Here is a 19,885-nt window from a genome sequence, read left to right on the forward strand (position 1 = left end):
CAAAACAGCCTCAAGGCCGATCCCGTCGCCGACGCCATCGTCCAGTTGCTCCAGCCAATGCCCGCGTCGCTGCGACGGTCGATCACCTTCGACAATGGCACCGAATTTACCCGCCATCACCGCATCGAAAGGCAACTCGCTATCCAGGCCTTCTTCTGCGATCCGCACGCCCCATGGCAGAAAGGCGGCATCGAAAACGCCATCGGTCGCCTCCGTCGATACCTCCCCCGAAAAACCAGCCTCGACGACTTGCCCCCCAACGCCTTCGACGCCATCATCGCAATCTACAACAATACTCCCAGAAAATGCCTCGGCTTCCAAACCCCAGCCGAAGTCTTCATACCGTTGCACTTCAAATGTGAATCCACACCCGGGTCAAGCCCGGGGTGACGAGGAAGAATGGCTGCTTTCGCCCGCAAGCCGCCCTATCCCCGCGGCGCCTTCGACGCATTCGCCGCCACCGCCTCGCGCACCAGCGCCTTGAAGGCGTCCGCGTCGATGCGGTCGCCCTCGAACAGGTCGATCGCGCGGCGGGTGCCGCCGTCGAGACTGGCGTTGAACAGGCCGGCGGGATCGGCGAGCGCCGCACCGCGCGCGAAGGTCAGCTTGACCTTGTCCTTATAGGTTTCGCCGGTGCAGAGGATGCCGCCCTGTTCCCACACCGGAACGCCGAGCGGGTTCGACGGCTTGCGCCATTTGACCGCCTCGACGACCTCGGGCTCGGCCTCGCGGATCAACGCGCGCATCTGCGCGAGCGTCGCGCCGCGCCAGTCGTCGAGCTTGGCGATCTTCGCGTCGATCGCTTCGGATGCGCTCCGGTCTTTGTCGGTCATGATCCTCTCTCCCTCGTCAGCGGCCGGTGATCCAGCCGGGGATCGCCGCGGCCTGTTTCAGCCAGCGCGCGAGCCGGTCCTCGTCGATATCCTCGCCTTCGTGGATGTGGAGATAGCGCACGTCCACATCCTTCGACGCGACCGGCGGCAGCGGGTCGAGCGCCGCGCCCTTGAAGAAGGTGATTTTGATGTAGCGGGTGAAGCAGTGAAAGCTCGCGAACCATCCCTTGCCCTCGACGCCGTAGAAGGGCGAGTTCCAGCGCACCGCCTTTTGCACGCCCGGCACCGCCCTTTCGATGAGCGCGTCGAGCCGCTCGCCCGCGGCGCGCTTCCAGCCCGGCATCGCGGCGATATAGGCCTGCACCGGCGCATCGCCGTCGCCCTTCGGGATCTGCGGGTTGCCGCCCGACAGCAGCTTGGGGGTCTTGTCGGCCATGCCGCTATCCCTCGGCGCGGCGTGCCCGCGCCACATAGGGCAGGACGAACATCCACAGCCCGGTCAGCGTCATCAGCGCGAGCGGGCCGAGCGGCAGATAATAGACCCATTGCACAGGCTCGCGGCCGAGCGCGAGGGTCAGGAAGATCGCCCCGACCACCAGTGTGAAGAGGATCGAGAGCCAGCGGTGAAGCTGGCGGATCGCGCCATTCCAGTTCATATCGTCTCCCTTCGTCAATCGATCCGCGCGAGCAGGTCATCAAGCGCGCCCAGGAAGCGCGGCCAGCCGGCCTTCGCGCCATGATAGGCGAGTTTCTGGTCGGGCTGGAACCCCGTCTGCTCCATCCGCAGATGCGTGCCCGCCGCGGTCGGGGTGAGCGTCCAGGTGACGGTGCTTTCGAGCCCCATGCCGTCCCAGCTGTAGGCAAGCGTGCGTTCGGGCTCGACCTCGACCACTTCGCAATCGACATGGCCCCAGTCGGCGCCGAAAGCGAAGCGGTGGCCGAGCGTCGGCGCGACGTCGCCCGCCATCAGCCATTCGGCGACCAGCTCGGGCCGGGTGAGCGCGCGCCAGACCTTTTCGGGCGGGTGCGCGAATTCGCGCTCGACGACGATGGTGCGCGTTGCGGCGGCGGCCTCGGTCATTGATCCATCCTTTTCAAAACATCGTCGAGATCGTCGAAGCGCGCCTCCCAGAAACGCGTCATCCGTCCGGTCCAGTCGACCAGCGGCGCGAGCGCCGCGGGCTGCGCGCGATAATAGGACTGGCGCCCCGCATGACGCCCCGCGACCAGCCCCGCCTGCCGGAGCACCGCGAGATGCTTCGACACCGCGGGCTGCGAAATGCCCGACGGCGCGGTGAGCGCGCCGACGCTCTGTTCGCCGCCCTCGCACAAGCGCTCGAACAGCGCGCGGCGGGTCGGGTCGGCAAGCGCCCGGAAGAGGAGGTCGCGACTCTCGATCATGTCAATCCATAACCTCTTGGCTATGGTTTACCCATAACCAGATAATTATGGATTGGTCAAGCAGCCACCCGATCAGCCAGCATCATAGACGTTGCGCCCCTGCTGCACCGTCATGCTGTGCGTGCCCGCAAGGGTGCGCGACGGCTGCGCCACCGTGTCGAGGAAATGCCAGTTCGCGGTCATCCTGTCGGGCGTCAGCGCGACGGTCGCATAACCGCGCCGTTCGGTATTCGCCCAGCGCAACTGCGGCGACGAGCGGCGCAGCGTCGCGACGCGATCGGCGTCGCTCGCGCCTTTCGCCGCCGACTCGATCCCCGGCGAGCTGACGCTATGCCCCGCGATCTCGACCCCGGCGGGGCGCCCGTCGTGCGGCAGGTCGAACGCCCAGCCATTGTGGCTGTCGCCCGCCAGCGAGACGAAATTGGCGCCCGCCGCCTGCGCCGCGCCGAGCAACCGGTCGCGCGCGGCGGGATAGCCGTCCCACGCATCGAAGCTGTAGGGCAGCCCGGCATCGGCGACCAGACGTGCGGTCTTCACGCGCTCGATCACATAGTCGGGCAGGTCGCCCGCATACCAGTTCGCCGCTTCGGGCGGGGTGTAGGTGGTGCCCATGATCAACTGCTGCGCGCAGACCTGCCAGCGCTTGCCCGCCTTCGCCGAGGCGCGGATGGCGTCCACCAGCCAGCGTTCCTGATCGGCGCCGAGCATCTGGCGCGCGGGGTCGATATAGTCGGTCTCGCGGAAATGCTTGAGCGCCGCGACGGGATCGCTCGCGCCTTCGATGATCGCGGCGGGCGAGAATTGCCTGTCGCGCCCGGTGAGCCGCGTTTCGGGAAGGAAGATCGTCGCAAGCTCGCCGACCTCATAATGGCGCCAGCGAATGTCGGCGACGGGCATCCATTCGCGCCAGGCGCGCTCGGCCGCCGCCGAGCGCACGCTCCATTCGCCCTCGTCCGGCTGATGATTCTGCGCCCCGCCCTTCCACGCGTCGTTGGCGAGTTCATGGTCGTCCCACTGCGCGAGCATCGGGAACAGCGCGTGAAGCCGCTGAAGATCGGGATCGCTGCGATAGGCCGCGTAGCGCAGGCGATAATCGGCGAGCGCGACGAGTTCGTGGTCGGGCTGAATCGTCCGCCCCGGAATCGCTTCCTTCAAGGTCGGATATTGGCCGACCGGATATTCGTAGAAATAGTCGCCGACATGGACGCACAGGTCGATGTCCCGCCGCGCCGCCGCATGGCCATAGGCGTTGAACCAGCCGAAGGGCAGGTTCGAACAGGAAAAGAGCGCGAGGGTGAAGGCCGCGGTCGGCCCTGCCGGAAGCGTGCGGGTGCGGCCTGTGGGCGAAGCCGTGCCGTCGGGCGCGACGAAGCGATAATAATACCAGCGGCCGGGCTGCAGGCCATCGACAACGATCTTTGCGGTGTGATCGCGCTCGCCCGCCGCCGTCACCGTGCCGCCGCCCGCGATGCGCGCGAAATCGGCGCTTTCGGACAGTTCGGCGGTGAGCAGGCTATCCGACGGCGCCGCATAGCGCGTCCACAGCAGCACCGAATTGGGGCCGGGCTCGCCGCTCGCGACGCCATGGGTAAAACCCTGCGCCATCATCGCCGCCGCCGCGCCGGGGATCGACAGCGCGGCAAGCCCGCCGCCGCCGAGCGCGATCAACTGCCGCCGGTCGAGTTCCGCCCATGACCCGTGCATCGCGCTCCTCCTCCATACTCTTCCGGTGTGACCCGTCATTGTTACGATTTGGCGCGCCGCTCTCCTCAGCCCATCATCCCCAGCGCAAGCAGCAGCAGCAGAAAGGTGATCATCGCGAACAGGCTGAAAAACAGCAGCAGGCTCGTCCGAACGAGCGCGCCCGCGCGCGACGAACGATAGGCGCCGCGAAGCTGGCGATACATGTGAAAGGGCATATAGAGCATCGCGAAAAAGGTCGCGAGTTCGCCGAATATCGTCAGATTGAGCAGGCGCACGACGACGAACAAGAGCAGCACGAAGCTGATCGAATAGGTGACGAAGACGAAATGATCATAGGTGTGGAAGCGCCGGCTGAACGGATAGAGCAACCACATGAAGGGCAGCGACAGCGGGATCAGCGCCCATGCGAACTTATAGGCATTCGCCTGCAATTTATAGAGAATCAGCCCCGGATTGGCGAGCGCCTTCCTGATCCCGTGATCGATGAAGGCGACCCCCGTATCGACCTTGTTGACCGCCATGAATTCGGCGCTTGCCTCGACCTGGTCGGTCGGATCGGCGAGCACCGGCGGTCCCTTGGCACGCGCCGCTTCGCGCTCGGCCTTGCTGCGGCTGCGCGCGACGCCCAGATAGTCGGCACTCTTCTGCAAGGTCTCACGCTCGTCGAGCAGCTTGCGGCGATCCTCGGCGGACAGATTCTTGCTCGCGAGCCGTGCATCGACGCGGTCGACCTCGTCCTGCAGGCTCGACTTGATCGCATTGGTCCGCGCCTGCTCGGCCGCGGCCTTGTCCAGCGCCTCGCCGAAATCCCCGCCCGCGCCGACCGCGGTCAGCACCGCATAGGTCAGGAACACCGCGAACAGGAACAGCGCGAGCGGCGAAATGAAGCTGGCGCGCTCGCCGTGGATATAGCGCCGCGTCAGGTCGCCCGGCCGCCACGCGAGCAGCGGCAGCGTGTTCCACAGCTTGCCCTCGAAATGGAAGATCGCGTGGACGAGATCGTGGCCGATCGCGCCAAAGCTGCGATGCACGTCGGCGCGCTGGCCGCAATGGTGGCAATGCGATCCCGCGAGCACCGTCCCGCAGTTGAGGCAGCGCGTGCCGGCATAGCCCGGCCCGCCCTCGCCGCGGTGCGATTCGACCGCGCGTGCCGCCAATCCTGCGGTCACCGCCGCGCCGATGCCCTCGATATCCCCGCTCATGCCGCCCTGCCTAAAGCGCTGCGCGCCGCCGCGCAACGGGGCTTCGTCGCCGCGGCAAAGCGTGATAGGGCCAGCGCCATGACGACCGATACCCTTTCGCCGCCGCCCCTTCTCGACGCCGACGCGCTGATCGCCGACATGGGCGCGCGCGCGCGCGCTGCCGCGAAGCATATGGCGACGGCACCGACGGCGAAAAAAGCGGCGGCGCTGAAGGCCGGGGCGCAGCAGTTGCGCGCGCAGGCGGCAGAGATTTTGACGGCGAATGCACAGGACATGGCGGCGGGCGAGGCGAGCGGGCTGACGTCGGCGATGCTCGACCGGCTGCGGCTCGACGAGACGCGGCTCGGTGCGATCGCCGATGCGGTCGATGCGGTCGCCGCGCTCCCCGATCCGGTCGGCGCCGAGATCGACCGCGTGGAGCGCCCCAACGGGCTGGTGCTCAGCCGCGTGCGCGTGCCCTTGGGGGTGGTCGGCATCATCTATGAAAGCCGCCCCAACGTCACCGCCGACGCCGCGGCGCTCGGGCTGATGTCGGGCAATGCGGTGATCCTGCGCGGCGGCAGCGAGGCGGTGCATTCGAACCGCGCGATCCACGCCGCGCTGGCGGCGGGGCTCGCCGAAGCGGGGCTTCCCGCCGACGCGGTGCAGCTCGTGCCCACCCAGGACCGCGCCGCGGTCGGCGCGCTGCTGCGCGCGCAGGGCCTCGTCGACATCATCGTGCCGCGCGGCGGCAAGGGCCTTGTCGCGCGCGTGCAGGACGAGGCGCGGGTTCCCGTGCTCGCGCATCTCGACGGCATCTGCCACACCTATATCGACGGCGCCGCCGATCCGGGGATCGCGGTGGCACTTGCGGTCAATGCCAAGATGCGGCGCACCGGCATCTGCGGCGCGACCGAGACGATATTGATCGACCGCGCCTATCCGGGTCCCGCCGCCATCGTCGACGCGCTGACCGCCGCTGGCTGCGAAGTGCGCGGCGACCGCGACATCGCGGCGCTCGCCGCGCACGTCACCCCCGCCGATGCGAGCGACTGGGACAGCGAATATCTCGACGCGATCGTGTCGATCGCGATGGTCGACGGCCTCGACGGCGCGCTCGCGCACATCGACGCGCATTCGAGCCGCCACACCGACGCGATCGTCACCGAGGACGCCGCCGCCGCCGACCGTTTCCTGACCGAAGTCGACAGCGCGATCGTCATGCACAATGCCTCGACCCAGTTCGCCGATGGCGGCGAATTCGGCCTCGGCGCCGAAATCGGCATCGCGACCGGCCGCCTCCACGCGCGCGGCCCGGTCGCGCTCGAAGGGCTGACGACCTATAAATGGCAGGTGCGCGGGACGGGGCAGGTGCGACCTTGAATCATTTGTATACAAGTAGTATGTCTGTCTGATGGATTCGACGTCGCCCATTACGACACGGTTGGACGCAGCCACGCTCGAAACGCTCGACCGGCTGGGCGAGCGCTATGATCGTTCGCGGTCCTGGTTGGTTGCGCAAGCGGTTCGGCAGTTCGTCGAACGCGAAGCCGAGATGCTCGCGATCATCGAAGAAGGCGAGCGGTCGGCGCGCGAGGAACCGCTGATCTCCCACGAGGAAATGCTGCGCCTGATCGACGCAAAGCGTGCCGAGCTGCGCGCGCGCCGAGACAAAGCGGCAGCGTGATCAATGTCCAATGGTCGCAGGCCGCGACCGAAGACCTCATCAAGAACGCCGACAGCCTTTTTCCGATCGATTTCGATATCGCCGACGCGCTTTTGGCCGAAGCCAGAGGAGCGAGCGATTTTCTCGCCCTGACGCCCTACGCCGGGTCGCCCGTTGACGCGACGGGGCTTCGCAAATGGCGCCTCGGGCAATTGCCTTTTGCCTTGCTCTACAATGTCAACGCCGAACGGCTCCTCATCCTGCGCATGATCCACCTTCGCAGCGACTGGCAAAGCCTGCTGTGATCACCACCGGCCTCCTCGGCGGCAGCTTCAACCCCGCGCATGGCGCGCACCGGGCGATCAGCCTGAACGCCATCGCTGCGCTCGATCTCGACGAATTATGGTGGCTCGTCTCGCCGGGCAATCCGCTGAAGCCGCAGGCGGGCATGGCGCCCCTTCCCGCGCGCCTCGCCTCGGCGCGGGCGATGGCGCGGCGCTCGCCGATCCGCGCGACGGCGATCGAGGCCGAGCTCGGCACCCGCTACACCGTCGATACATTGAAGAAGCTGATCCGCCGCTACCCGAATCGACGCTTCATCTGGATCATGGGCGCCGACAATCTGGCTCAGCTGCCCCGCTGGCGCGACTGGCGGGGAATCGCGCGATTGATGCCGATTGCGGTTGTCGCGCGTCCGGGCTATAATGGCCGCACCCACGCCGCGCAGGCGATGGGCTGGCTGCGGCGCTTCGTCCGGCCCGCGGACCAGAAAGCTCATTGGACGGACTGGAGACCGCCTGCCCTCGTGTTCCTGCGTTTTTCGCCCGACGTGCGATCCGCAACCGCTATACGGCAGGCCAATCCCCGCTGGTACGAACGCTATGCTGGCCGCGCCCTGCGCGACCCGCTGACGCATTCGCCTATCGGCGACAGCGAAAGGAAAGGACCCGCTTGATAGCCGCCAGTCAGGATGCCGCGCCCGGCGCCGCACCCGCCAACGATAGCGTGGAGACGCTTCACGCGCTGATCCTCGATCAACTCGACGAGGATCAGGCCCAGGAAATCATTTCCATCCCACTTGCCGGCAAAAGCAGCATCGCCGATCATATGGTGATCGCGAGCGGCCGGTCGACGCGCCATGTCTCGGCGATCGCCGACAAGCTGGCGCAGCGGATCAAGCAGGAGGCGGGCCGCAGCGTCCGCGTCGAAGGGCTGCCCAACGCCGATTGGGTGCTGATCGACGCCGGCGACGTGATCGTCCACCTGTTCCGGCCCGAGGTGCGCAGCTTCTACAACCTCGAGCGCATGTGGTCGTTCGGCGACGCGCCGCCGGTCGCAGCCGCGAATTGACGTTTTTGGTCTGTTCGGCCTAGAGCCCGAACAGAAGCGGCACCAGCCCGCTCCCCCTCCCGGCCTCCCATAGGCTACTATCGTGAGGGAGGCCGGGAGGGGGAGCGGGCTGGTGCCGCTTTCACCGAAGGTGAACGAAAACGTCATGTTGCTGCACATCATCGCGCGCGGGCGCATCGGGCGTTCGCCCGAGGCCGAGCTGGTCGCGCGTTACATGAAGCGCGTGAGCTGGGCGCAAAAGATTTCCGAACTTCCCGACACCGGTGGTCGGGTTCCCGCAGCGCCGGACAATAGCCGCACGATCCTGCTCGACGAGGGCGGCGAGCAGATGTCCTCGCTCGAATTCGCGAGGCTGCTCGAAAGCTGGCGCGACGCCGGGGTGCGCGAGGCGCGCTTCTGCCTCGGCGCCGCCGACGGCTTCACCCCCGACGAACGCGAAGGCGCCGACAAGGTGATCGCCTTCGGCCGCGCGACTTGGCCGCATCTGATGGCGCGCGCGATGCTCGCCGAGCAATTGTGGCGCGCGATCAGCATCATCGCGGGCCACCCCTATCATCGCGAGGGGCGCCAGTGAGGCGCGCGCTCGCCGCGCTTGCTGGCCTCGCCGCGGTCGCACTCGGCGCGCTGGCGCTCGCGCAGTCGGACGTCTTCGACCCGCAAGCGATCGCCGCGCGCGAGCGGGCGCAGCTGGTCAACGCCAAGCAGCAGTCGGCCGACGCGATGGCGCGCAGCGCGACGCTCGAGGCGCAGGCGCAAAAGGCGACGAACGCCGCCGATCGCCTGAAGAAACGCAGCGCCGCCCTCGCCGCGCGCATCCAGTCGGCGGAGGCCGACATCGACGCGGGCGAGGCGCGCGTCGCGCTGGTGAACCGCCGTCTCGCGACGCAGCAGGCGCGGCTCGCCGAGCAGCAGCAGCCGCTGCTCGAACTCGCCGCCTCGCTCCAGCAGCTTTCGCGACAGCCGCCGGTGACCGTGCTCGCACAGCCCGGCTCGCTGCGCGACATGGTCCACGCGCGCGCGGTGCTCGATGCAGTGATGCCGGTGATCGAGCGGCGCACCGCGGGGGTGCGCGGCGAACTCGCCGATCTGCGCCGGACGCAGCGGCAACAGGCGATCGCGCTCAATGCGCTCGCGGCGAGCAAGGCCGAACTCTCGGCGCGCCGCGACGAACTGACCCGGCTCGAGAATGAAGGGCGCATCCACGCGCGCGAGTTGATGAGCAGCGCGCGACTCGAAGCCGATCGCGCGCTCGGCCTCGGCGAAAAGGCGCGCGACATCGTCGACCTGATGGACGCGGTCGAGGCCGATGCCGCGGTACGCGCCGAACTGGCCGAACTCGCCGGGCCGTTACCGCGGCCGCGCGATCCCGAAGCCGGCGGCATCGCCGTGCAGCCCCCCGCCGTGCGCGAGGCCGAGCTGACGCGCGGCGCCTATCGCCTGCCGGTCGTCGGCCGCATCGTTACCGGGCTGGGCGAAGTGAGCGACAGCGGCGTGCGATCGCGCGGCATCACCGTAGCCGCGCGTCCGGGCGGCCAGGTCGTCGCGCCCGCGCCGGGCCGCGTCAGTTTCGCGGGCGATTACAAGGGCTATGGCAAGATCGTCATCATCGACCATGGCGGCGGCTGGACCTCGCTGCTCACCGGCATGATCGCGCTGTCAGTCGACGTCGGCGACGCGATCGAGGCCGGCGCGCCGCTCGGCCGCGCCGGATCGGACGACAGCCGCATCACCGTCGAACTGCGCCGCGCGGGCAAGCCGGTCGACGTCGCCGCGATGCTGGGGTGAGAGTAGCGCCAGTTCGGTTTAGATCGAAACCCCTCCTCTTCAGAGGAGGGGCAGCGAGACTTACGCGCTTTGCGCGTTAGTCGCAGCGGGGTGGTGGTAACGTCTTGCGCGCTAATCGCGCGCCACCACCCCAACCCCTCCTCTGAAGAGGAGGGGCTTGAGAGGAGGGGTTTGATGGGTTCAACCCGGACAGGAGCAAGCCCAGGCGAAACACCCCGCTTGACGCCGCCCGAAAGCCGTTGGAGGATGGCGCGCCGGGGCGTATAAAGTGATTTTCCTGCTGGACTGAAAGACACGCATGACCGACTCGACCAAGACCGCCGCCTCGCGCAAGCGCCGTTTCGCCCTGTGGCAGGGCGCCGCCGCGCTGAGCACCCTCGCGCTGGTGCCGCTCGCGACCGGCGCGATGGCGACGGTCGATGCCTCGACCACCGACGAGATTTCGCGCTTCATGGACGTGCTGCTCGAGGTGAAGGCCAATTATGTCGAGCCGGTGAGCGACGCAAAGCTGATCGACGGCGCGATCAACGGTATGCTCGCAAGCCTCGACCCCCATTCGGGCTATCTCGACGCGAGCGACTATTCGAACCTGCGCACCCAGACCGACGGCGAATATGGCGGGCTGGGGCTGTCGGTGACGATGGAGGATGGCGTCGTCAAGGTGATCGCGCCGACCGCCGACACCCCCGCCGACAAGGCCGGAATCAAGGCGGGCGACTATATCACCCATATCAACGGCGAACTGATCTTTGGCCTGACGCTCGACGAGGCGGTCGAACAGATGCGCGGGAAGCCGGGCACCAAGATCGGCATCACCGTGGTGCGCGAGGGGCAGGACAAGCCGATGGAGCTGTCGCTGACGCGCGAGATCATCGACCTGAAACCCGTCAAATGGGAGGTGAAGGACGATGTCGGCGTGCTGACGATCAGCAGCTTTTCCGCCGATGCGACCGCCGACCTGAAAGGCGCGATGGTGGCGGTCGAAAAATCGCTCGGTCATAACCCGCGCGGCTGGATCCTCGACCTGCGCTCGAACCCCGGCGGACTGCTCGACGAAGCGGTCGGGGTGAGCGACCTTTTCCTCGATCATGGCGAAATCGTCTCGCAGCGCGGACGCCGCAAGGGTGATATCGAGCGCTATTTCGCCGAAAAGGGCGATCTGGCGCACGGCGAGCCGGTGATCGTGCTGATCGACGAGGGTTCGGCCTCGGCGTCCGAAATCGTCGCGGGCGCGCTGCAGGACCAGCATCGCGCGCTGATCATGGGCGAGCGCAGTTTCGGCAAGGGATCGGTGCAGACGGTGCTGCCGCTGTCCGATACCACCGCGCTGCGCCTGACCACCGCGCGCTATTACACGCCGTCGGGGCGCAGCGTGCAGGAGGGCGGGATCGACCCCGACATCCGCGTGCCGCAGCTGTCCGACCCCGATTACAAGGACCGACCGAGCTTCCGCGAAAGCGACCTGCGCCGGCACCTGATCAACGAGAAAAAGGTCGACAACAGCCTGCTCGAAAAGGACGACAAGCCCGATCCGCGCTTCACCGCCACCGCCGAGGAACTGAAGGCCAAGGGGATCGAGGACTTCCAGCTCCACTATGCGCTCGAAACGATCGGCCGCATCGGGCCGAACGCGGCGCGCATGGCGCAAGGCGGCAAGGCGCCCGCCGCCAAGCCGACGCGCCGCAACTAAGCATCGCTTCGGGGGTCGCCATGTTGCAAAGCCGTCTCGCCGCGCCCGTCGCCGCGCTGCTCGTTCCGCTGCTCCTCTACGGCGGCGCGCTCGTCTCGCAGTTCGGCTTCGGCCTCCATCCGTGCGAAATGTGTTACTGGCAGCGCTGGCCGCATCAGGCGGCGATCGTGCTGGCGCTGCTCGCGCTGCTGCTGCGGGCGAACGACCGCGCGATGCGCGTGCTCACCCTGCTCGCCGCGCTCGCCATCGCGATCAGCGGGCTGATCGGCATTTTTCACGCCGGAGTCGAATATGGCTGGTGGGAGGGTCTGACGACGTGCAGCACCAGCCAGAGCGGACCGGTGACACTCGACAGCATCATGGCCGCGCCGCTGATCCGCTGCGACGTGCCGCAATGGACGCTCGCCGGGGTCTCGCTCGCGGGTTTCAACGCGATCTTCTCGCTCGCCGGCGCGGGCCTCGTGTTGACCTTGCTCCGCCGCGGGCGCACGATAGCGGCATGAGCACGCCGCCCGAAAAGACCGACCGCCGCACCGCGTCGATGATCCGCGTCGATCAGGCCGGCGAATATGGCGCGACGCGCATCTATGCCGGGCAGCTCGCGGTGATGGGCGACCGTCATCCGATGGCGCGCGACATCGCGCATATGGCCGAACAGGAGGAGCGTCACCGGCAGTTTTTCGACGCCATGATCGCGCGCCGCGGCGTGCGCCCGACCGCGCTCCAGCCCGTCTGGGACGTCGCGGGCTTCGCGCTTGGCGCGGTCACCGCCGCGATGGGACCGCGCGCAGCGATGGCGTGTACCGCCGCGGTCGAGACCGAGATCGACCGCCACTACCGCGAGCAACTCGCCGAACTCGGCGACCGCGATCCCGAGCTTTCGGATGCCGTCGCCGATTTCCGCGCCGAAGAACTCGAGCATAAGGAGGCGGCACTCGCCGCGGGCGCCGAAAGCGCGCCCGGCTACCCGCTGCTCAGCCTCGCGATCCGCGCCGGCTGCCGCGCAGCCATCGCGCTCTCCAAGCGTATTTGATAGGAGCCGCCGAAAGCTCGTGGCGTTCACCGCGCGTGCAGGCTAACGATGCCAGGCTCTTGAGCGAACCAGTGAAGGAAAAGAGATGACCCGCCTGCCCCTCCTCGCCCTGACGTTCGCCGCCGGGGCCTTTGCAGCCCCCGCGCAGGCGCAGGAAGGCTCCGCCGAGGCCGCGAACGACAAGGTCAATCAGGTCATCGTCTATGGCGACGACAAGTGCGAACAGAGCAGCCCCGACGAAATCGTCGTCTGCAACCGCCTGCCCGAAAGCGACCGCTATCGCGTCCCGCAGATCTTCCGCGGCGGCGACCCGCTCGACCCGCGCAATCAGGCGTGGCTCAACCGCGTCGTCGCGATGGAGCGCGTCGGCCGTTTCGGCACCGACAGCTGCTCGCCCGTCGGGCTCGGCGGCTTCACCGGCTGCACCCAGCAATTGCTCGAAGGCGCGAAGGCCGAACGCCAGGCCGCCGACAAGACCGACTGGGAAACGATGATCGCCGAAGAGCGCGCCAAGCGCCTCGCCGGCATCGACGAGGCGGCCGCCGAGGTGCAGGCGGCGGTCGACGCCGAGCAGGAAGCGCTCGAACAGCGCCAGCGCGCCGCCGAGGAATTGCAGCGTCAGGCGAACGGCGAAACCGCCCCGCCCGCGGCCGACGCCGCGGGCGACCCCGACGCCGAACCGCTGCCGGTCCCGCCGTCCGCGACTCCGCCGCCGCAAAACTGAGTTCCGACCCCCAAAAACCTCCGCACAACGGCCTCCAGAGGCACTCCGACGCAATTTTGTTCCGATTTTGCGGTGAATCGACGCAGAATTTTAACGAATCGGTGCGACGGTGGCTTGACTTGGGGATGAACGGCTGAAACCCTCGGATTTCTTCTGGGAACGCCAGCCGGGGAGGCTGAACAATGGCATCGACATTCGGGGCGCGTCCGATCGGACGCACGACGCACAGCGTGCCGCCGGCACGAAGTCTGGGGCGCCGAATGACCGTCCATGCCGCCGCGGCGCTGATCGTCTTTGCCGTCCTGCAGGTGTGGCTGGTGTCGAGCGCGATCGCGGCCGGGGCGCCGTCCGCCCTCACCGTCGCCGCGCTGGTCATCATTCTGGCACTTGCGGTGCCGACGGTCCGCATCGTCGAACGCCATTGGCATCATCTGAGCCGTCAGGCGCTCGCCAGCTGGGGCCTGCACGCGCGCTTCCGCCGCGACGTCCGCCGCCTGTGGCTCGCCGCGCTCGCGCTGCCCTTCCTGTGGGTCAGCGGCGCGATGGCGGCAACCGACGCGATCGCCGCGATCACCGGCTGAGTTTTATAATGGGACGTCGCCCCCGCGCAGGCGGGGGCCGCAACCGGCCTTGCGCAACGCGTCCAGCGGCCCCCGCCTTCGCGGGGGCGGCGCCAACCTCTCCGACTTTAGATTTTGACGGCCCCGCCCGCGCGGTCTAGGGCGCGGCGATGCTGACCGTTTCCGAAGCCCTCGACCGTGCGCAGCTGCTCTGCGACGCCGCGACCAAGGCGGGCGCCGACGCCGCCGACGCGCTCTATTATTGCAACGCCGCAACCTCGGTGTCGATGCGGCTCGGCGAGCTCGAGGATGTCGAGCGCTCCGAGGGGCAGGATATTTCGCTGCGCGTCTTCGTCGGCCAGCGCAGCGCGAGCGTATCGACCGCCGACATGGACGCGGGCGAGCTCGAAAAGCTCGTTGCGCGCTGCGTCGCGATGGCGCGCGAGGCGCCCGAAGACCCCTATGCCGGCCTGGCGCCCGAGGATCTGCTGTTCAAGGGCCCGGTCCCCGACTTCGACCTCGACGACGGCAGCGAAGCCGATCCGCAGGCGCTGCGCGAGGCGGCGCTCGCGGTCGAGGACGCGGCGCGCGCGGTCGCGGGCGTCACCAACAGCGAAGGCGGCAGCGCGAGCCACAGCCGCACCCGCTTCGCGCTCGTCACCAGCCACGGCTTCGCCGGCGGCTATGGCGCGAGCGGTCACAGCCTGTCGGCGAGCGTGATCGCCGGCGAAGGCGCCGCGATGCAGCGCGATTACGACTGGCACAGCGCGCATCACCTGTCCGACCTCGAAAGCGCCGAGCAGATCGGCGCGAGCGCCGGCGCGCGCGCGGTGCGGCGGCTGAACCCCGGCAAGGCGCCGGTCGGCAAGCTGCCCGTCGTCTTCGATCCGCGCATCGGGTCGAGCCTGCTCGGCCATCTGCTCGGCGCGATCGGCGGCCCCGCGATCGCACGGCGCACCAGCTTCCTGCTCGGCAAGGAAGAGGCGCAATTGTTCGACCCCGCGATCCTGATCCGCGACGAGCCGCACCGCCCGCGCGGACTGCGCAGCCGCGCCTTCGATGGCGAGGGGCTGCCGACCGCGGCGCGCGACATCGTCGCGGACGGCAAGGTCACCGGCTGGCTGCTCGACACCGCCTCGGCGCGCCAGCTTGGCCTCGCGCCCACCGGCCATGCGAGCCGCGGCGGCGGCGCATCGGGGGTCGGCGCGAGCAACCTGCATCTCGCCCCCGGCACCGTCACGCCCGAAGCGCTGATGGCCGACATCGAAACCGGCGTCTATCTGACCGAGCTGATCGGCCAGGGGGTCAATCCGGTGACCGGCGACTATAGCCGCGGCGCGTCGGGTTTCGTGATCCGCGGCGGCCAGCTCGCCGAGCCGATCGCCGAATTCACCGTCGCGGGCAATCTGATCGACATGTTCGGCGCGCTCACGCCCGCCGACGACCTCGTCTTCCGCCAGTCGGTCAACGTGCCCACGCTGCGCATCGACGGCATGACCGTCGCGAGCAGCTAGAATTTGAGCGAAGCCATGGCTGCCACCCGCAATCTCGAAGCGGTGATCGCCGCGACGCGCGAGGTCGGCGACATGGCGATGGCGCGCTGGCGCGGCGAGGGCAAGGCCGTCGACGTCTGGCACAAGTCGCACGACAACCCGGTCAGCGACGTCGACCTCGCGGTCGATGCCCGGCTGAAGGCGGTGCTCGGCGCGATGGTGCCCGAGGCCGGGTGGCTGTCGGAAGAGACCGCCGACAGCGACGAGCGCCTGTCGCGGCGCGCGATGTGGTGCGTCGATCCGATCGACGGCACACGCGACTTCATCCGCGGCCGCCCCGGCTGGTGCGTGTCGGTTGCGCTCGTCGTCGACGGCGCCCCCGAACTCGGCGTCCTCTACGCCCCCGCGCTCGACGAGCTGTGGGTCGCGCAACGCGGCCGGGGTGCGACGCTGAACGGCGAGACCTTGCGCGCAAGCCGCCGGATGATCTTCGATGGCGCGCGCGTTCCCGCCGACAGCCTGCCCAGGATCGACCGCGACCTGATCATGGTGACCAAGCCCAACAGCATCGCGCTGCGCATGGCGCTCGTCGCCGACGACCGCGCCGACCTCGTCGCGACCCTGCGCTGGGGCTATGAATGGGACGTCGCCGCCGCGGCGCTGATCGCCACCGAAGCCGGTGCCGCGGTCAGCGACGCCTTCGGCCAGCCGCTCGTCTTCAACACCCCGCGCGCGCAGGCCTTCGGTGTCATCGCCTGCGCCCCCGGCATCCACCGCGCCGTCGTCGGCCGCCTCCACGACCGGGCGGTCGAGTTAACGTCTCCCGCCAATAGATAGGGACAGTCCCTTATTTACCGTCGCGCAGAGATGACTGCGCCGGGTAGAGAGCTACCGCGCAAATTTTGCGTAATATTTACGCAACTCTCTTGATCACGACCGATCGGTGTGTATATAACTACACATGGAGCGGGACAGCAGAAAGATCGTCAGGCGCCTCGAAGCCGAAGGTTTTCTGCTCGTCGGAACGAAGGGTTCGCATCACAAGTTCCGCAAGGGCACCGTCACGATCATCGTCCCGCATCCGAAAAAGGATTTGCCGATCGGCACCGCCCGCAGCATCGCCCGGATGGCGGGCTGGCTTTGAAAGGAAAAGACGATGACCCACTATATCGGGATCGTTCACAAGGATGCAGGCAGCAGCTATGGCATCAGCTTTCCCGACCTGCCGGGCTGTTTTTCGGCGGGCGAAGACCTGATCGAGCTCGAGCGCAACGCGATCGAGGCGATCGAATTGTTCCTCGACGATCAGGATGCCGCCGACTTTCCGGCGCGCGACATGAACGAGATCGCCCGGAGCCGCGAGGCCGACGGCGATGACCACATGCTGATGGCGATCCCCTATATTCGCTCGGGCGGCCGCGCGGTGCGCGTCAATGTGTCGATCGACGCGCATATGCTCGCCGCGATCGACGCTGCGGCCAAAAGGCGCAAGCTGTCGCGCAGCGCCTTCCTGGTCAGCGCCGCGCAAAATGAATTGGCCGGCGTGCATTGATGCCGGCCTCGGTCCGCCGCAAAACCCGCGGCTTCGCTTGACAATCGGGGCGACTCGCCCTAACTGCGCCCTATTCCAACAGCCCGACCGGACGGCGAAGCGCGGAAGCGTGTTCGTGGTCCGTTTTTTGCGTTGGAAAACAGACGCTTTGAGATAGGGCTCGTTTGCCAGCGAACCCTGTGGAGCAGGAGAAAGAATCACATGGCACGTATCGCGGGCGTCAACCTGCCCACCAACAAGCGCGTGATCATCGCGCTCACCTATATCCACGGTATCGGTCGCAAGACCGCCGTCGACATCGCCGACAAGCTGGGGATCGACCACAGCCGCCGCATCCAGGATCTTTCGGACGCCGAAATCCTGCAGATCCGCGAAGCGCTCGACGCCGACCACACCGTCGAGGGCGACCTGCGCCGCGAAACGGCGATGAACATCAAGCGCCTGATGGACCTCGCCTGCTATCGCGGCCTGCGCCATCGTAAGGGCCTGCCGGTCCGCGGCCAGCGCACGCACACCAATGCGCGCACCCGCAAGGGCAAGGCAAAGCCGATCGCAGGCAAGAAGAAGTAAGGGTCGAGCGCGTCCATACAGGGAGCGCGCTTCCTTTGTTTCGCTGCCCGGTGCGCCGACATATCGCCGCCGGCCAGCTTTTCGGATTTAGGTAGGATAGATCACAATGGCTCGTGAACCGCAGCGCCTTCGCCGGCGCGAACGCAAGAATATCTCGTCGGGTGTCGCGCACGTCAACGCGACCTTCAACAACACGATGATCACCATCACCGACGCGCAGGGCAACGCCATCGCCTGGTCGAGCGCCGGCATGATGGGCTTCAAGGGCAGCCGCAAGTCGACGCCCTATGCCGCGCAGGTCTGCGCCGAAGACGCCGGCAAGAAGGCCGCCGAACATGGCGTCCGCACGCTGGAAGTCGAAGTGAAGGGCCCGGGCGCGGGCCGCGAATCGGCGCTGCGCGCGCTGCAGGCCGTGGGCTTCCACATCACGTCGATCCGCGACGTGACGCCGATCCCGCACAATGGCGTCCGCCCGGCCAAGCGCCGCCGCGTCTGACGCCGCCTTTCGGTAAGGCGCCCTGCCGCGGGGGCGCCGACCGACCACCTCTTTAACGCCGGACCGGCCGGAACCCGCCCCCCGCCCGTCCCGCCAAAAGCAAAGGGAAGTCCATGACTGTCAATATCCGGAACTGGCAGGAATTGAAGAAGCCCAGCAACCTGGAAATCAAGGCCGGCAGCGACGGCAAGCGCAAGGCGACCTTCGTCGCCGAACCGCTCGAGCGCGGCTTCGGCCTGACGCTCGGCAACGCGCTGCGCCGCGTGCTGCTCTCCTCGCTCCAGGGCGCTGCGATCACCTCGATCAAGATCGAGAACGTCCTCCACGAATTTTCGAGCCTCGCCGGCGTCCGCGAGGACGTCACCGACATCGTCCTGAACGTGAAGCAGGTCGCGCTCAAGATGGAAGGCGACGGCCCGAAGCGGCTCCAGCTCTCGGCGACCGGTCCTGCGACCGTCAAGGCCGGTGACATCATGGTGTCGGGCGACATCAAGGTGATGAACCCGAACCATGTCATCTGTCACCTCGACGAGGGCGCGACGCTGAACATGGAACTCGTCGCCGACACCGGCAAGGGCTATGTCCCCGCGACGGGCAACCGTCCGGCCGACGCGCCGATCGGCCTGATCCCGGTCGACTCGCTCTATTCGCCGGTGCGCCAGGTCGCCTACAAGGTCGAGAATGCCCGCATCGGGCAGGAACTCGACTATGACAAGCTGAACCTGACCGTCGAAACCGACGGCACGGTGACCCCGGAAGACGCCGTGGCCTATGCCGCGCGCATCCTCCAGGACCAGCTCCAGGTCTTCGTCCACTTCGAAGAGGCGATGAACGACAGCGGCCTGATCGGCGTCGCCGCGCCGAGCCAGGCGAGCGACGAGTCCGACGTCAACCAGCTCAACCGCTTCCTGCTCAAGAAGGTCGACGAACTCGAACTGTCGGTCCGCAGCGCGAACTGCCTCAAGAATGACAATATCATCTACATCGGCGACCTGGTTCAGAAGACCGAGGCCGAGATGCTCCGCACGCCGAATTTCGGCCGCAAATCCTTGAACGAGATCAAGGAAGTGCTGTCGTCGATGGGCCTGCGCCTCGGCATGGACATCCCCGGCTGGCCGCCGGAGAATATCGAGGAAATGGCCAAGAAGCTCGAACAGGAGCTGCTGGGTTAAGGAATTTGCGTCGCCCCAGCGCAAGCTGGGGCCGCTATCGTGGCAACACGCCGCAGGCGATCCCAGCTTTCGCTGGGATGACGATATCGGGAATGGGCTCCCCCGCAAGCGAGCCTGGCTTGGGGTTCCGTGAAACGGCCCCTCTGACAAACGAAGGAAGAAACCATGCGTCACAAATCGGGTGGCCGTAAGCTCCAGCGCACCAGCGCGCACCGCATCGCGATGTTCCGCAACATGTCGGCGTCGCTCATCAAGCATGAGCAGATCACGACGACGCTCGCGAAAGCGAAGGAACTGCGTCCCTATGTCGAAAAGCTGATCACGCTCGCGAAGCGTGGCGGCCTCGCCAACCGCCGTCTCGCGCAGAGCCGCCTGATGGACGACGCCCAGCTGGCCAAGCTGTTCGACGTCCTCGCCGAGCGCTACAAGGACCGCAACGGCGGCTACACGCGCGTCATCAAGGCGGGCATCCGCGCCTCGGACGCGGCGCCGATGGCGATCATCGAATTCGTCGACCGCGACGTCGAAGCGAAGGGCCAGGATTCGGGTCCGGTGCTGACCGACGAGGAACTGGAAGACGCGTAAGCCGCGCTTTTCCAGCGAAAGACAAAGGGCGGCGTTCGCAGGAACGCCGCCCTTTTTCGTGGATCGTTTAAGTCGGATCGACTTTGAATG

Annotated in this window: 28 protein-coding genes; 21 read left to right on the forward strand and 7 right to left on the reverse strand. The window is 67.5% G+C overall.

The features are described 5' to 3' along the window. On the forward strand, positions 1 to 390 hold a 390-nt coding region (locus CHB69_RS20815; protein ID WP_141133923.1), incomplete at its 5' end, for an IS30 family transposase. A 35-nt stretch (positions 391 to 425) separates the two neighbouring features. Here the strand turns inward: CHB69_RS20815 and CHB69_RS16365 are convergent. The 7 genes from CHB69_RS16365 to CHB69_RS16395 form a co-directional block, all read right to left on the reverse strand. After that, positions 426 to 833 (reverse strand): DUF1801 domain-containing protein, encoded by a 408-nt coding sequence (locus tag CHB69_RS16365; RefSeq protein ID WP_089217021.1) that lies wholly within the window; start codon positions 831 to 833, stop codon positions 426 to 428. Positions 834 to 849: 16 nt separating this feature from the next. After that, a complete protein-coding gene (locus CHB69_RS16370) occupies positions 850 to 1,269 on the reverse strand; it encodes a DUF1801 domain-containing protein (protein WP_089217022.1) in 420 nt (139 codons plus the stop codon). A 4-nt stretch (positions 1,270 to 1,273) separates the two neighbouring features. Next, positions 1,274 to 1,489 (reverse strand): hypothetical protein, encoded by a 216-nt coding sequence (locus tag CHB69_RS16375; protein WP_089217023.1) that lies wholly within the window; start codon positions 1,487 to 1,489, stop codon positions 1,274 to 1,276. Positions 1,490 to 1,503: 14 nt separating this feature from the next. Then, positions 1,504 to 1,914, reverse strand: a complete 411-nt coding sequence (locus CHB69_RS16380) for an SRPBCC family protein (protein ID WP_089217024.1) — start codon at positions 1,912 to 1,914, stop codon at positions 1,504 to 1,506. Beyond that, positions 1,911 to 2,234 (reverse strand): ArsR/SmtB family transcription factor, encoded by a 324-nt coding sequence (locus tag CHB69_RS16385; protein ID WP_089217025.1) that lies wholly within the window; start codon positions 2,232 to 2,234, stop codon positions 1,911 to 1,913. The genes CHB69_RS16380 and CHB69_RS16385 overlap by 4 nt, the downstream gene beginning before the upstream one ends. Positions 2,235 to 2,306: 72 nt before the next feature. Then, the gene (locus tag CHB69_RS16390; protein ID WP_089217026.1) at positions 2,307 to 3,938 is read right to left on the reverse strand and encodes an alkaline phosphatase D family protein; all 1,632 of its coding nucleotides are present in this window, start codon (positions 3,936 to 3,938) and stop codon (positions 2,307 to 2,309) included. 65 nt (positions 3,939 to 4,003) lie between these two features. Next, a complete protein-coding gene (locus CHB69_RS16395; protein WP_089217114.1) occupies positions 4,004 to 5,140 on the reverse strand; it encodes a DUF3667 domain-containing protein in 1,137 nt (378 codons plus the stop codon). Positions 5,141 to 5,218: 78 nt separating this feature from the next. Here CHB69_RS16395 and CHB69_RS16400 point away from each other — a divergent pair, with 78 nt between their 5' ends. The 20 genes from CHB69_RS16400 to rplQ all read left to right on the forward strand — a co-directional run bounded on the left by CHB69_RS16400 (position 5,219) and on the right by rplQ (position 19,795). Next, positions 5,219 to 6,502 (forward strand): glutamate-5-semialdehyde dehydrogenase, encoded by a 1,284-nt coding sequence (locus tag CHB69_RS16400; RefSeq protein WP_089217027.1) that lies wholly within the window; start codon positions 5,219 to 5,221, stop codon positions 6,500 to 6,502. A 31-nt stretch (positions 6,503 to 6,533) separates the two neighbouring features. Then, positions 6,534 to 6,806 (forward strand): CopG family ribbon-helix-helix protein, encoded by a 273-nt coding sequence (locus CHB69_RS16405; RefSeq protein ID WP_089217028.1) that lies wholly within the window; start codon positions 6,534 to 6,536, stop codon positions 6,804 to 6,806. Beyond that, positions 6,803 to 7,090 carry a type II toxin-antitoxin system RelE/ParE family toxin gene (locus tag CHB69_RS20245; protein WP_089217029.1) on the forward strand — a complete coding sequence of 96 codons (288 nt, stop codon included), beginning with the start codon at positions 6,803 to 6,805 and terminating at the stop codon, positions 7,088 to 7,090. Before CHB69_RS16405 ends, CHB69_RS20245 begins: the two co-directional genes overlap by 4 nt. Then, on the forward strand, positions 7,087 to 7,740 hold the full coding sequence (locus tag CHB69_RS16415) for a nicotinate-nucleotide adenylyltransferase (protein ID WP_089217030.1): 654 nt from the start codon (positions 7,087 to 7,089) through the stop codon (positions 7,738 to 7,740). Before CHB69_RS20245 ends, CHB69_RS16415 begins: the two co-directional genes overlap by 4 nt. Then, positions 7,737 to 8,135, forward strand: coding sequence for a ribosome silencing factor (gene rsfS / locus CHB69_RS16420; protein WP_089217031.1), 399 nt, complete (start codon positions 7,737 to 7,739; stop codon positions 8,133 to 8,135). Before CHB69_RS16415 ends, rsfS begins: the two co-directional genes overlap by 4 nt. A 145-nt stretch (positions 8,136 to 8,280) precedes the next feature. Further along, a complete protein-coding gene (locus CHB69_RS16425) occupies positions 8,281 to 8,709 on the forward strand; it encodes a 23S rRNA (pseudouridine(1915)-N(3))-methyltransferase RlmH (protein WP_089217032.1) in 429 nt (142 codons plus the stop codon). Then, positions 8,706 to 9,920, forward strand: a complete 1,215-nt coding sequence (locus CHB69_RS16430) for a murein hydrolase activator EnvC family protein (RefSeq protein ID WP_089217033.1) — start codon at positions 8,706 to 8,708, stop codon at positions 9,918 to 9,920. The genes CHB69_RS16425 and CHB69_RS16430 overlap by 4 nt, the downstream gene beginning before the upstream one ends. Before the next feature lie 298 nt (positions 9,921 to 10,218). After that, positions 10,219 to 11,610: a S41 family peptidase gene (locus CHB69_RS16435; RefSeq protein WP_089217034.1), complete on the forward strand. Its 1,392-nt coding sequence runs from the start codon at positions 10,219 to 10,221 to the stop codon at positions 11,608 to 11,610. A gap of 20 nt (positions 11,611 to 11,630) precedes the next feature. Continuing rightward, complete coding sequence (locus CHB69_RS16440; RefSeq protein WP_089217035.1) at positions 11,631 to 12,113, forward strand: disulfide bond formation protein B; 483 nt, start codon at positions 11,631 to 11,633, stop codon at positions 12,111 to 12,113. Then, a complete protein-coding gene (locus tag CHB69_RS16445) occupies positions 12,110 to 12,643 on the forward strand; it encodes a demethoxyubiquinone hydroxylase family protein (protein ID WP_089217036.1) in 534 nt (177 codons plus the stop codon). The genes CHB69_RS16440 and CHB69_RS16445 overlap by 4 nt, the downstream gene beginning before the upstream one ends. 85 nt (positions 12,644 to 12,728) lie before the next feature. Next, positions 12,729 to 13,367 carry a hypothetical protein gene (locus CHB69_RS16450; RefSeq protein ID WP_089217037.1) on the forward strand — a complete coding sequence of 213 codons (639 nt, stop codon included), beginning with the start codon at positions 12,729 to 12,731 and terminating at the stop codon, positions 13,365 to 13,367. 182 nt (positions 13,368 to 13,549) lie between these two features. After that, positions 13,550 to 13,948 carry a hypothetical protein gene (locus CHB69_RS16455; protein WP_089217038.1) on the forward strand — a complete coding sequence of 133 codons (399 nt, stop codon included), beginning with the start codon at positions 13,550 to 13,552 and terminating at the stop codon, positions 13,946 to 13,948. Positions 13,949 to 14,097: 149 nt separating this feature from the next. Then, on the forward strand, positions 14,098 to 15,441 hold the full coding sequence (locus CHB69_RS16460; protein WP_089217039.1) for a TldD/PmbA family protein: 1,344 nt from the start codon (positions 14,098 to 14,100) through the stop codon (positions 15,439 to 15,441). A 15-nt stretch (positions 15,442 to 15,456) separates the two neighbouring features. Next, entirely contained in the window at positions 15,457 to 16,257 is an 801-nt protein-coding gene (locus CHB69_RS16465) for an inositol monophosphatase family protein (protein WP_089217040.1), read from the forward strand. A gap of 124 nt (positions 16,258 to 16,381) precedes the next feature. Further along, complete coding sequence (locus tag CHB69_RS16470) at positions 16,382 to 16,564, forward strand: type II toxin-antitoxin system HicA family toxin (protein WP_089217041.1); 183 nt, start codon at positions 16,382 to 16,384, stop codon at positions 16,562 to 16,564. 12 nt (positions 16,565 to 16,576) lie between these two features. Beyond that, positions 16,577 to 16,972 carry a type II toxin-antitoxin system HicB family antitoxin gene (locus CHB69_RS16475; protein ID WP_089217042.1) on the forward strand — a complete coding sequence of 132 codons (396 nt, stop codon included), beginning with the start codon at positions 16,577 to 16,579 and terminating at the stop codon, positions 16,970 to 16,972. Between the two features lie 201 nt (positions 16,973 to 17,173). Then, the gene (gene rpsM, locus CHB69_RS16480) at positions 17,174 to 17,542 is read left to right on the forward strand and encodes a 30S ribosomal protein S13 (RefSeq protein ID WP_089217043.1); all 369 of its coding nucleotides are present in this window, start codon (positions 17,174 to 17,176) and stop codon (positions 17,540 to 17,542) included. A gap of 106 nt (positions 17,543 to 17,648) precedes the next feature. Continuing rightward, on the forward strand, positions 17,649 to 18,038 hold the full coding sequence (rpsK, locus tag CHB69_RS16485; RefSeq protein WP_003040416.1) for a 30S ribosomal protein S11: 390 nt from the start codon (positions 17,649 to 17,651) through the stop codon (positions 18,036 to 18,038). 113 nt (positions 18,039 to 18,151) lie between these two features. After that, complete coding sequence (locus CHB69_RS16490; RefSeq protein ID WP_089217044.1) at positions 18,152 to 19,210, forward strand: DNA-directed RNA polymerase subunit alpha; 1,059 nt, start codon at positions 18,152 to 18,154, stop codon at positions 19,208 to 19,210. Positions 19,211 to 19,375: 165 nt separating this feature from the next. Then, entirely contained in the window at positions 19,376 to 19,795 is a 420-nt protein-coding gene (gene rplQ, locus CHB69_RS16495; RefSeq protein WP_089217045.1) for a 50S ribosomal protein L17, read from the forward strand. The last annotated feature ends 90 nt before the right edge of the window (positions 19,796 to 19,885 follow it).

It is taken from the genome of Sphingopyxis indica, from assembly GCF_900188185.1.
GTDB classification, from domain to species: Bacteria; Pseudomonadota; Alphaproteobacteria; order Sphingomonadales; family Sphingomonadaceae; genus Sphingopyxis; species Sphingopyxis indica.

What these genes read in the sequence shown, in the direction of transcription:
- CHB69_RS16365 (WP_089217021.1), bottom strand. Translation starts at nt 833, where the DNA reads ATGACCGACAAAGACCGGAGCGCATCCGAAGCGATCGACGCGAAGATC.
- CHB69_RS16490 (WP_089217044.1), top strand. Translation starts at nt 18,152, where the DNA reads ATGACTGTCAATATCCGGAACTGGCAGGAATTGAAGAAGCCCAGCAAC.
- CHB69_RS16370 (WP_089217022.1), bottom strand. Translation starts at nt 1,269, where the DNA reads ATGGCCGACAAGACCCCCAAGCTGCTGTCGGGCGGCAACCCGCAGATC.
- CHB69_RS16465 (WP_089217040.1), top strand. Translation starts at nt 15,457, where the DNA reads ATGGCTGCCACCCGCAATCTCGAAGCGGTGATCGCCGCGACGCGCGAG.
- CHB69_RS16470 (WP_089217041.1), top strand. Translation starts at nt 16,382, where the DNA reads ATGGAGCGGGACAGCAGAAAGATCGTCAGGCGCCTCGAAGCCGAAGGT.
- CHB69_RS16380 (WP_089217024.1), bottom strand. Translation starts at nt 1,914, where the DNA reads ATGACCGAGGCCGCCGCCGCAACGCGCACCATCGTCGTCGAGCGCGAA.
- CHB69_RS16395 (WP_089217114.1), bottom strand. Translation starts at nt 5,140, where the DNA reads ATGAGCGGGGATATCGAGGGCATCGGCGCGGCGGTGACCGCAGGATTG.
- CHB69_RS16385 (WP_089217025.1), bottom strand. Translation starts at nt 2,234, where the DNA reads ATGATCGAGAGTCGCGACCTCCTCTTCCGGGCGCTTGCCGACCCGACC.
- CHB69_RS16455 (WP_089217038.1), top strand. Translation starts at nt 13,550, where the DNA reads ATGGCATCGACATTCGGGGCGCGTCCGATCGGACGCACGACGCACAGC.
- CHB69_RS16440 (WP_089217035.1), top strand. Translation starts at nt 11,631, where the DNA reads ATGTTGCAAAGCCGTCTCGCCGCGCCCGTCGCCGCGCTGCTCGTTCCG.
- CHB69_RS16435 (WP_089217034.1), top strand. Translation starts at nt 10,219, where the DNA reads ATGACCGACTCGACCAAGACCGCCGCCTCGCGCAAGCGCCGTTTCGCC.
- CHB69_RS16405 (WP_089217028.1), top strand. Translation starts at nt 6,534, where the DNA reads ATGGATTCGACGTCGCCCATTACGACACGGTTGGACGCAGCCACGCTC.
- CHB69_RS16390 (WP_089217026.1), bottom strand. Translation starts at nt 3,938, where the DNA reads ATGCACGGGTCATGGGCGGAACTCGACCGGCGGCAGTTGATCGCGCTC.
- CHB69_RS16450 (WP_089217037.1), top strand. Translation starts at nt 12,729, where the DNA reads ATGACCCGCCTGCCCCTCCTCGCCCTGACGTTCGCCGCCGGGGCCTTT.
- rplQ (WP_089217045.1), top strand. Translation starts at nt 19,376, where the DNA reads ATGCGTCACAAATCGGGTGGCCGTAAGCTCCAGCGCACCAGCGCGCAC.
- CHB69_RS16375 (WP_089217023.1), bottom strand. Translation starts at nt 1,489, where the DNA reads ATGAACTGGAATGGCGCGATCCGCCAGCTTCACCGCTGGCTCTCGATC.
- CHB69_RS16445 (WP_089217036.1), top strand. Translation starts at nt 12,110, where the DNA reads ATGAGCACGCCGCCCGAAAAGACCGACCGCCGCACCGCGTCGATGATC.
- CHB69_RS16400 (WP_089217027.1), top strand. Translation starts at nt 5,219, where the DNA reads ATGACGACCGATACCCTTTCGCCGCCGCCCCTTCTCGACGCCGACGCG.
- rpsM (WP_089217043.1), top strand. Translation starts at nt 17,174, where the DNA reads ATGGCACGTATCGCGGGCGTCAACCTGCCCACCAACAAGCGCGTGATC.
- CHB69_RS16475 (WP_089217042.1), top strand. Translation starts at nt 16,577, where the DNA reads ATGACCCACTATATCGGGATCGTTCACAAGGATGCAGGCAGCAGCTAT.
- CHB69_RS16460 (WP_089217039.1), top strand. Translation starts at nt 14,098, where the DNA reads ATGCTGACCGTTTCCGAAGCCCTCGACCGTGCGCAGCTGCTCTGCGAC.
- CHB69_RS16425 (WP_089217032.1), top strand. Translation starts at nt 8,281, where the DNA reads ATGTTGCTGCACATCATCGCGCGCGGGCGCATCGGGCGTTCGCCCGAG.
- rpsK (WP_003040416.1), top strand. Translation starts at nt 17,649, where the DNA reads ATGGCTCGTGAACCGCAGCGCCTTCGCCGGCGCGAACGCAAGAATATC.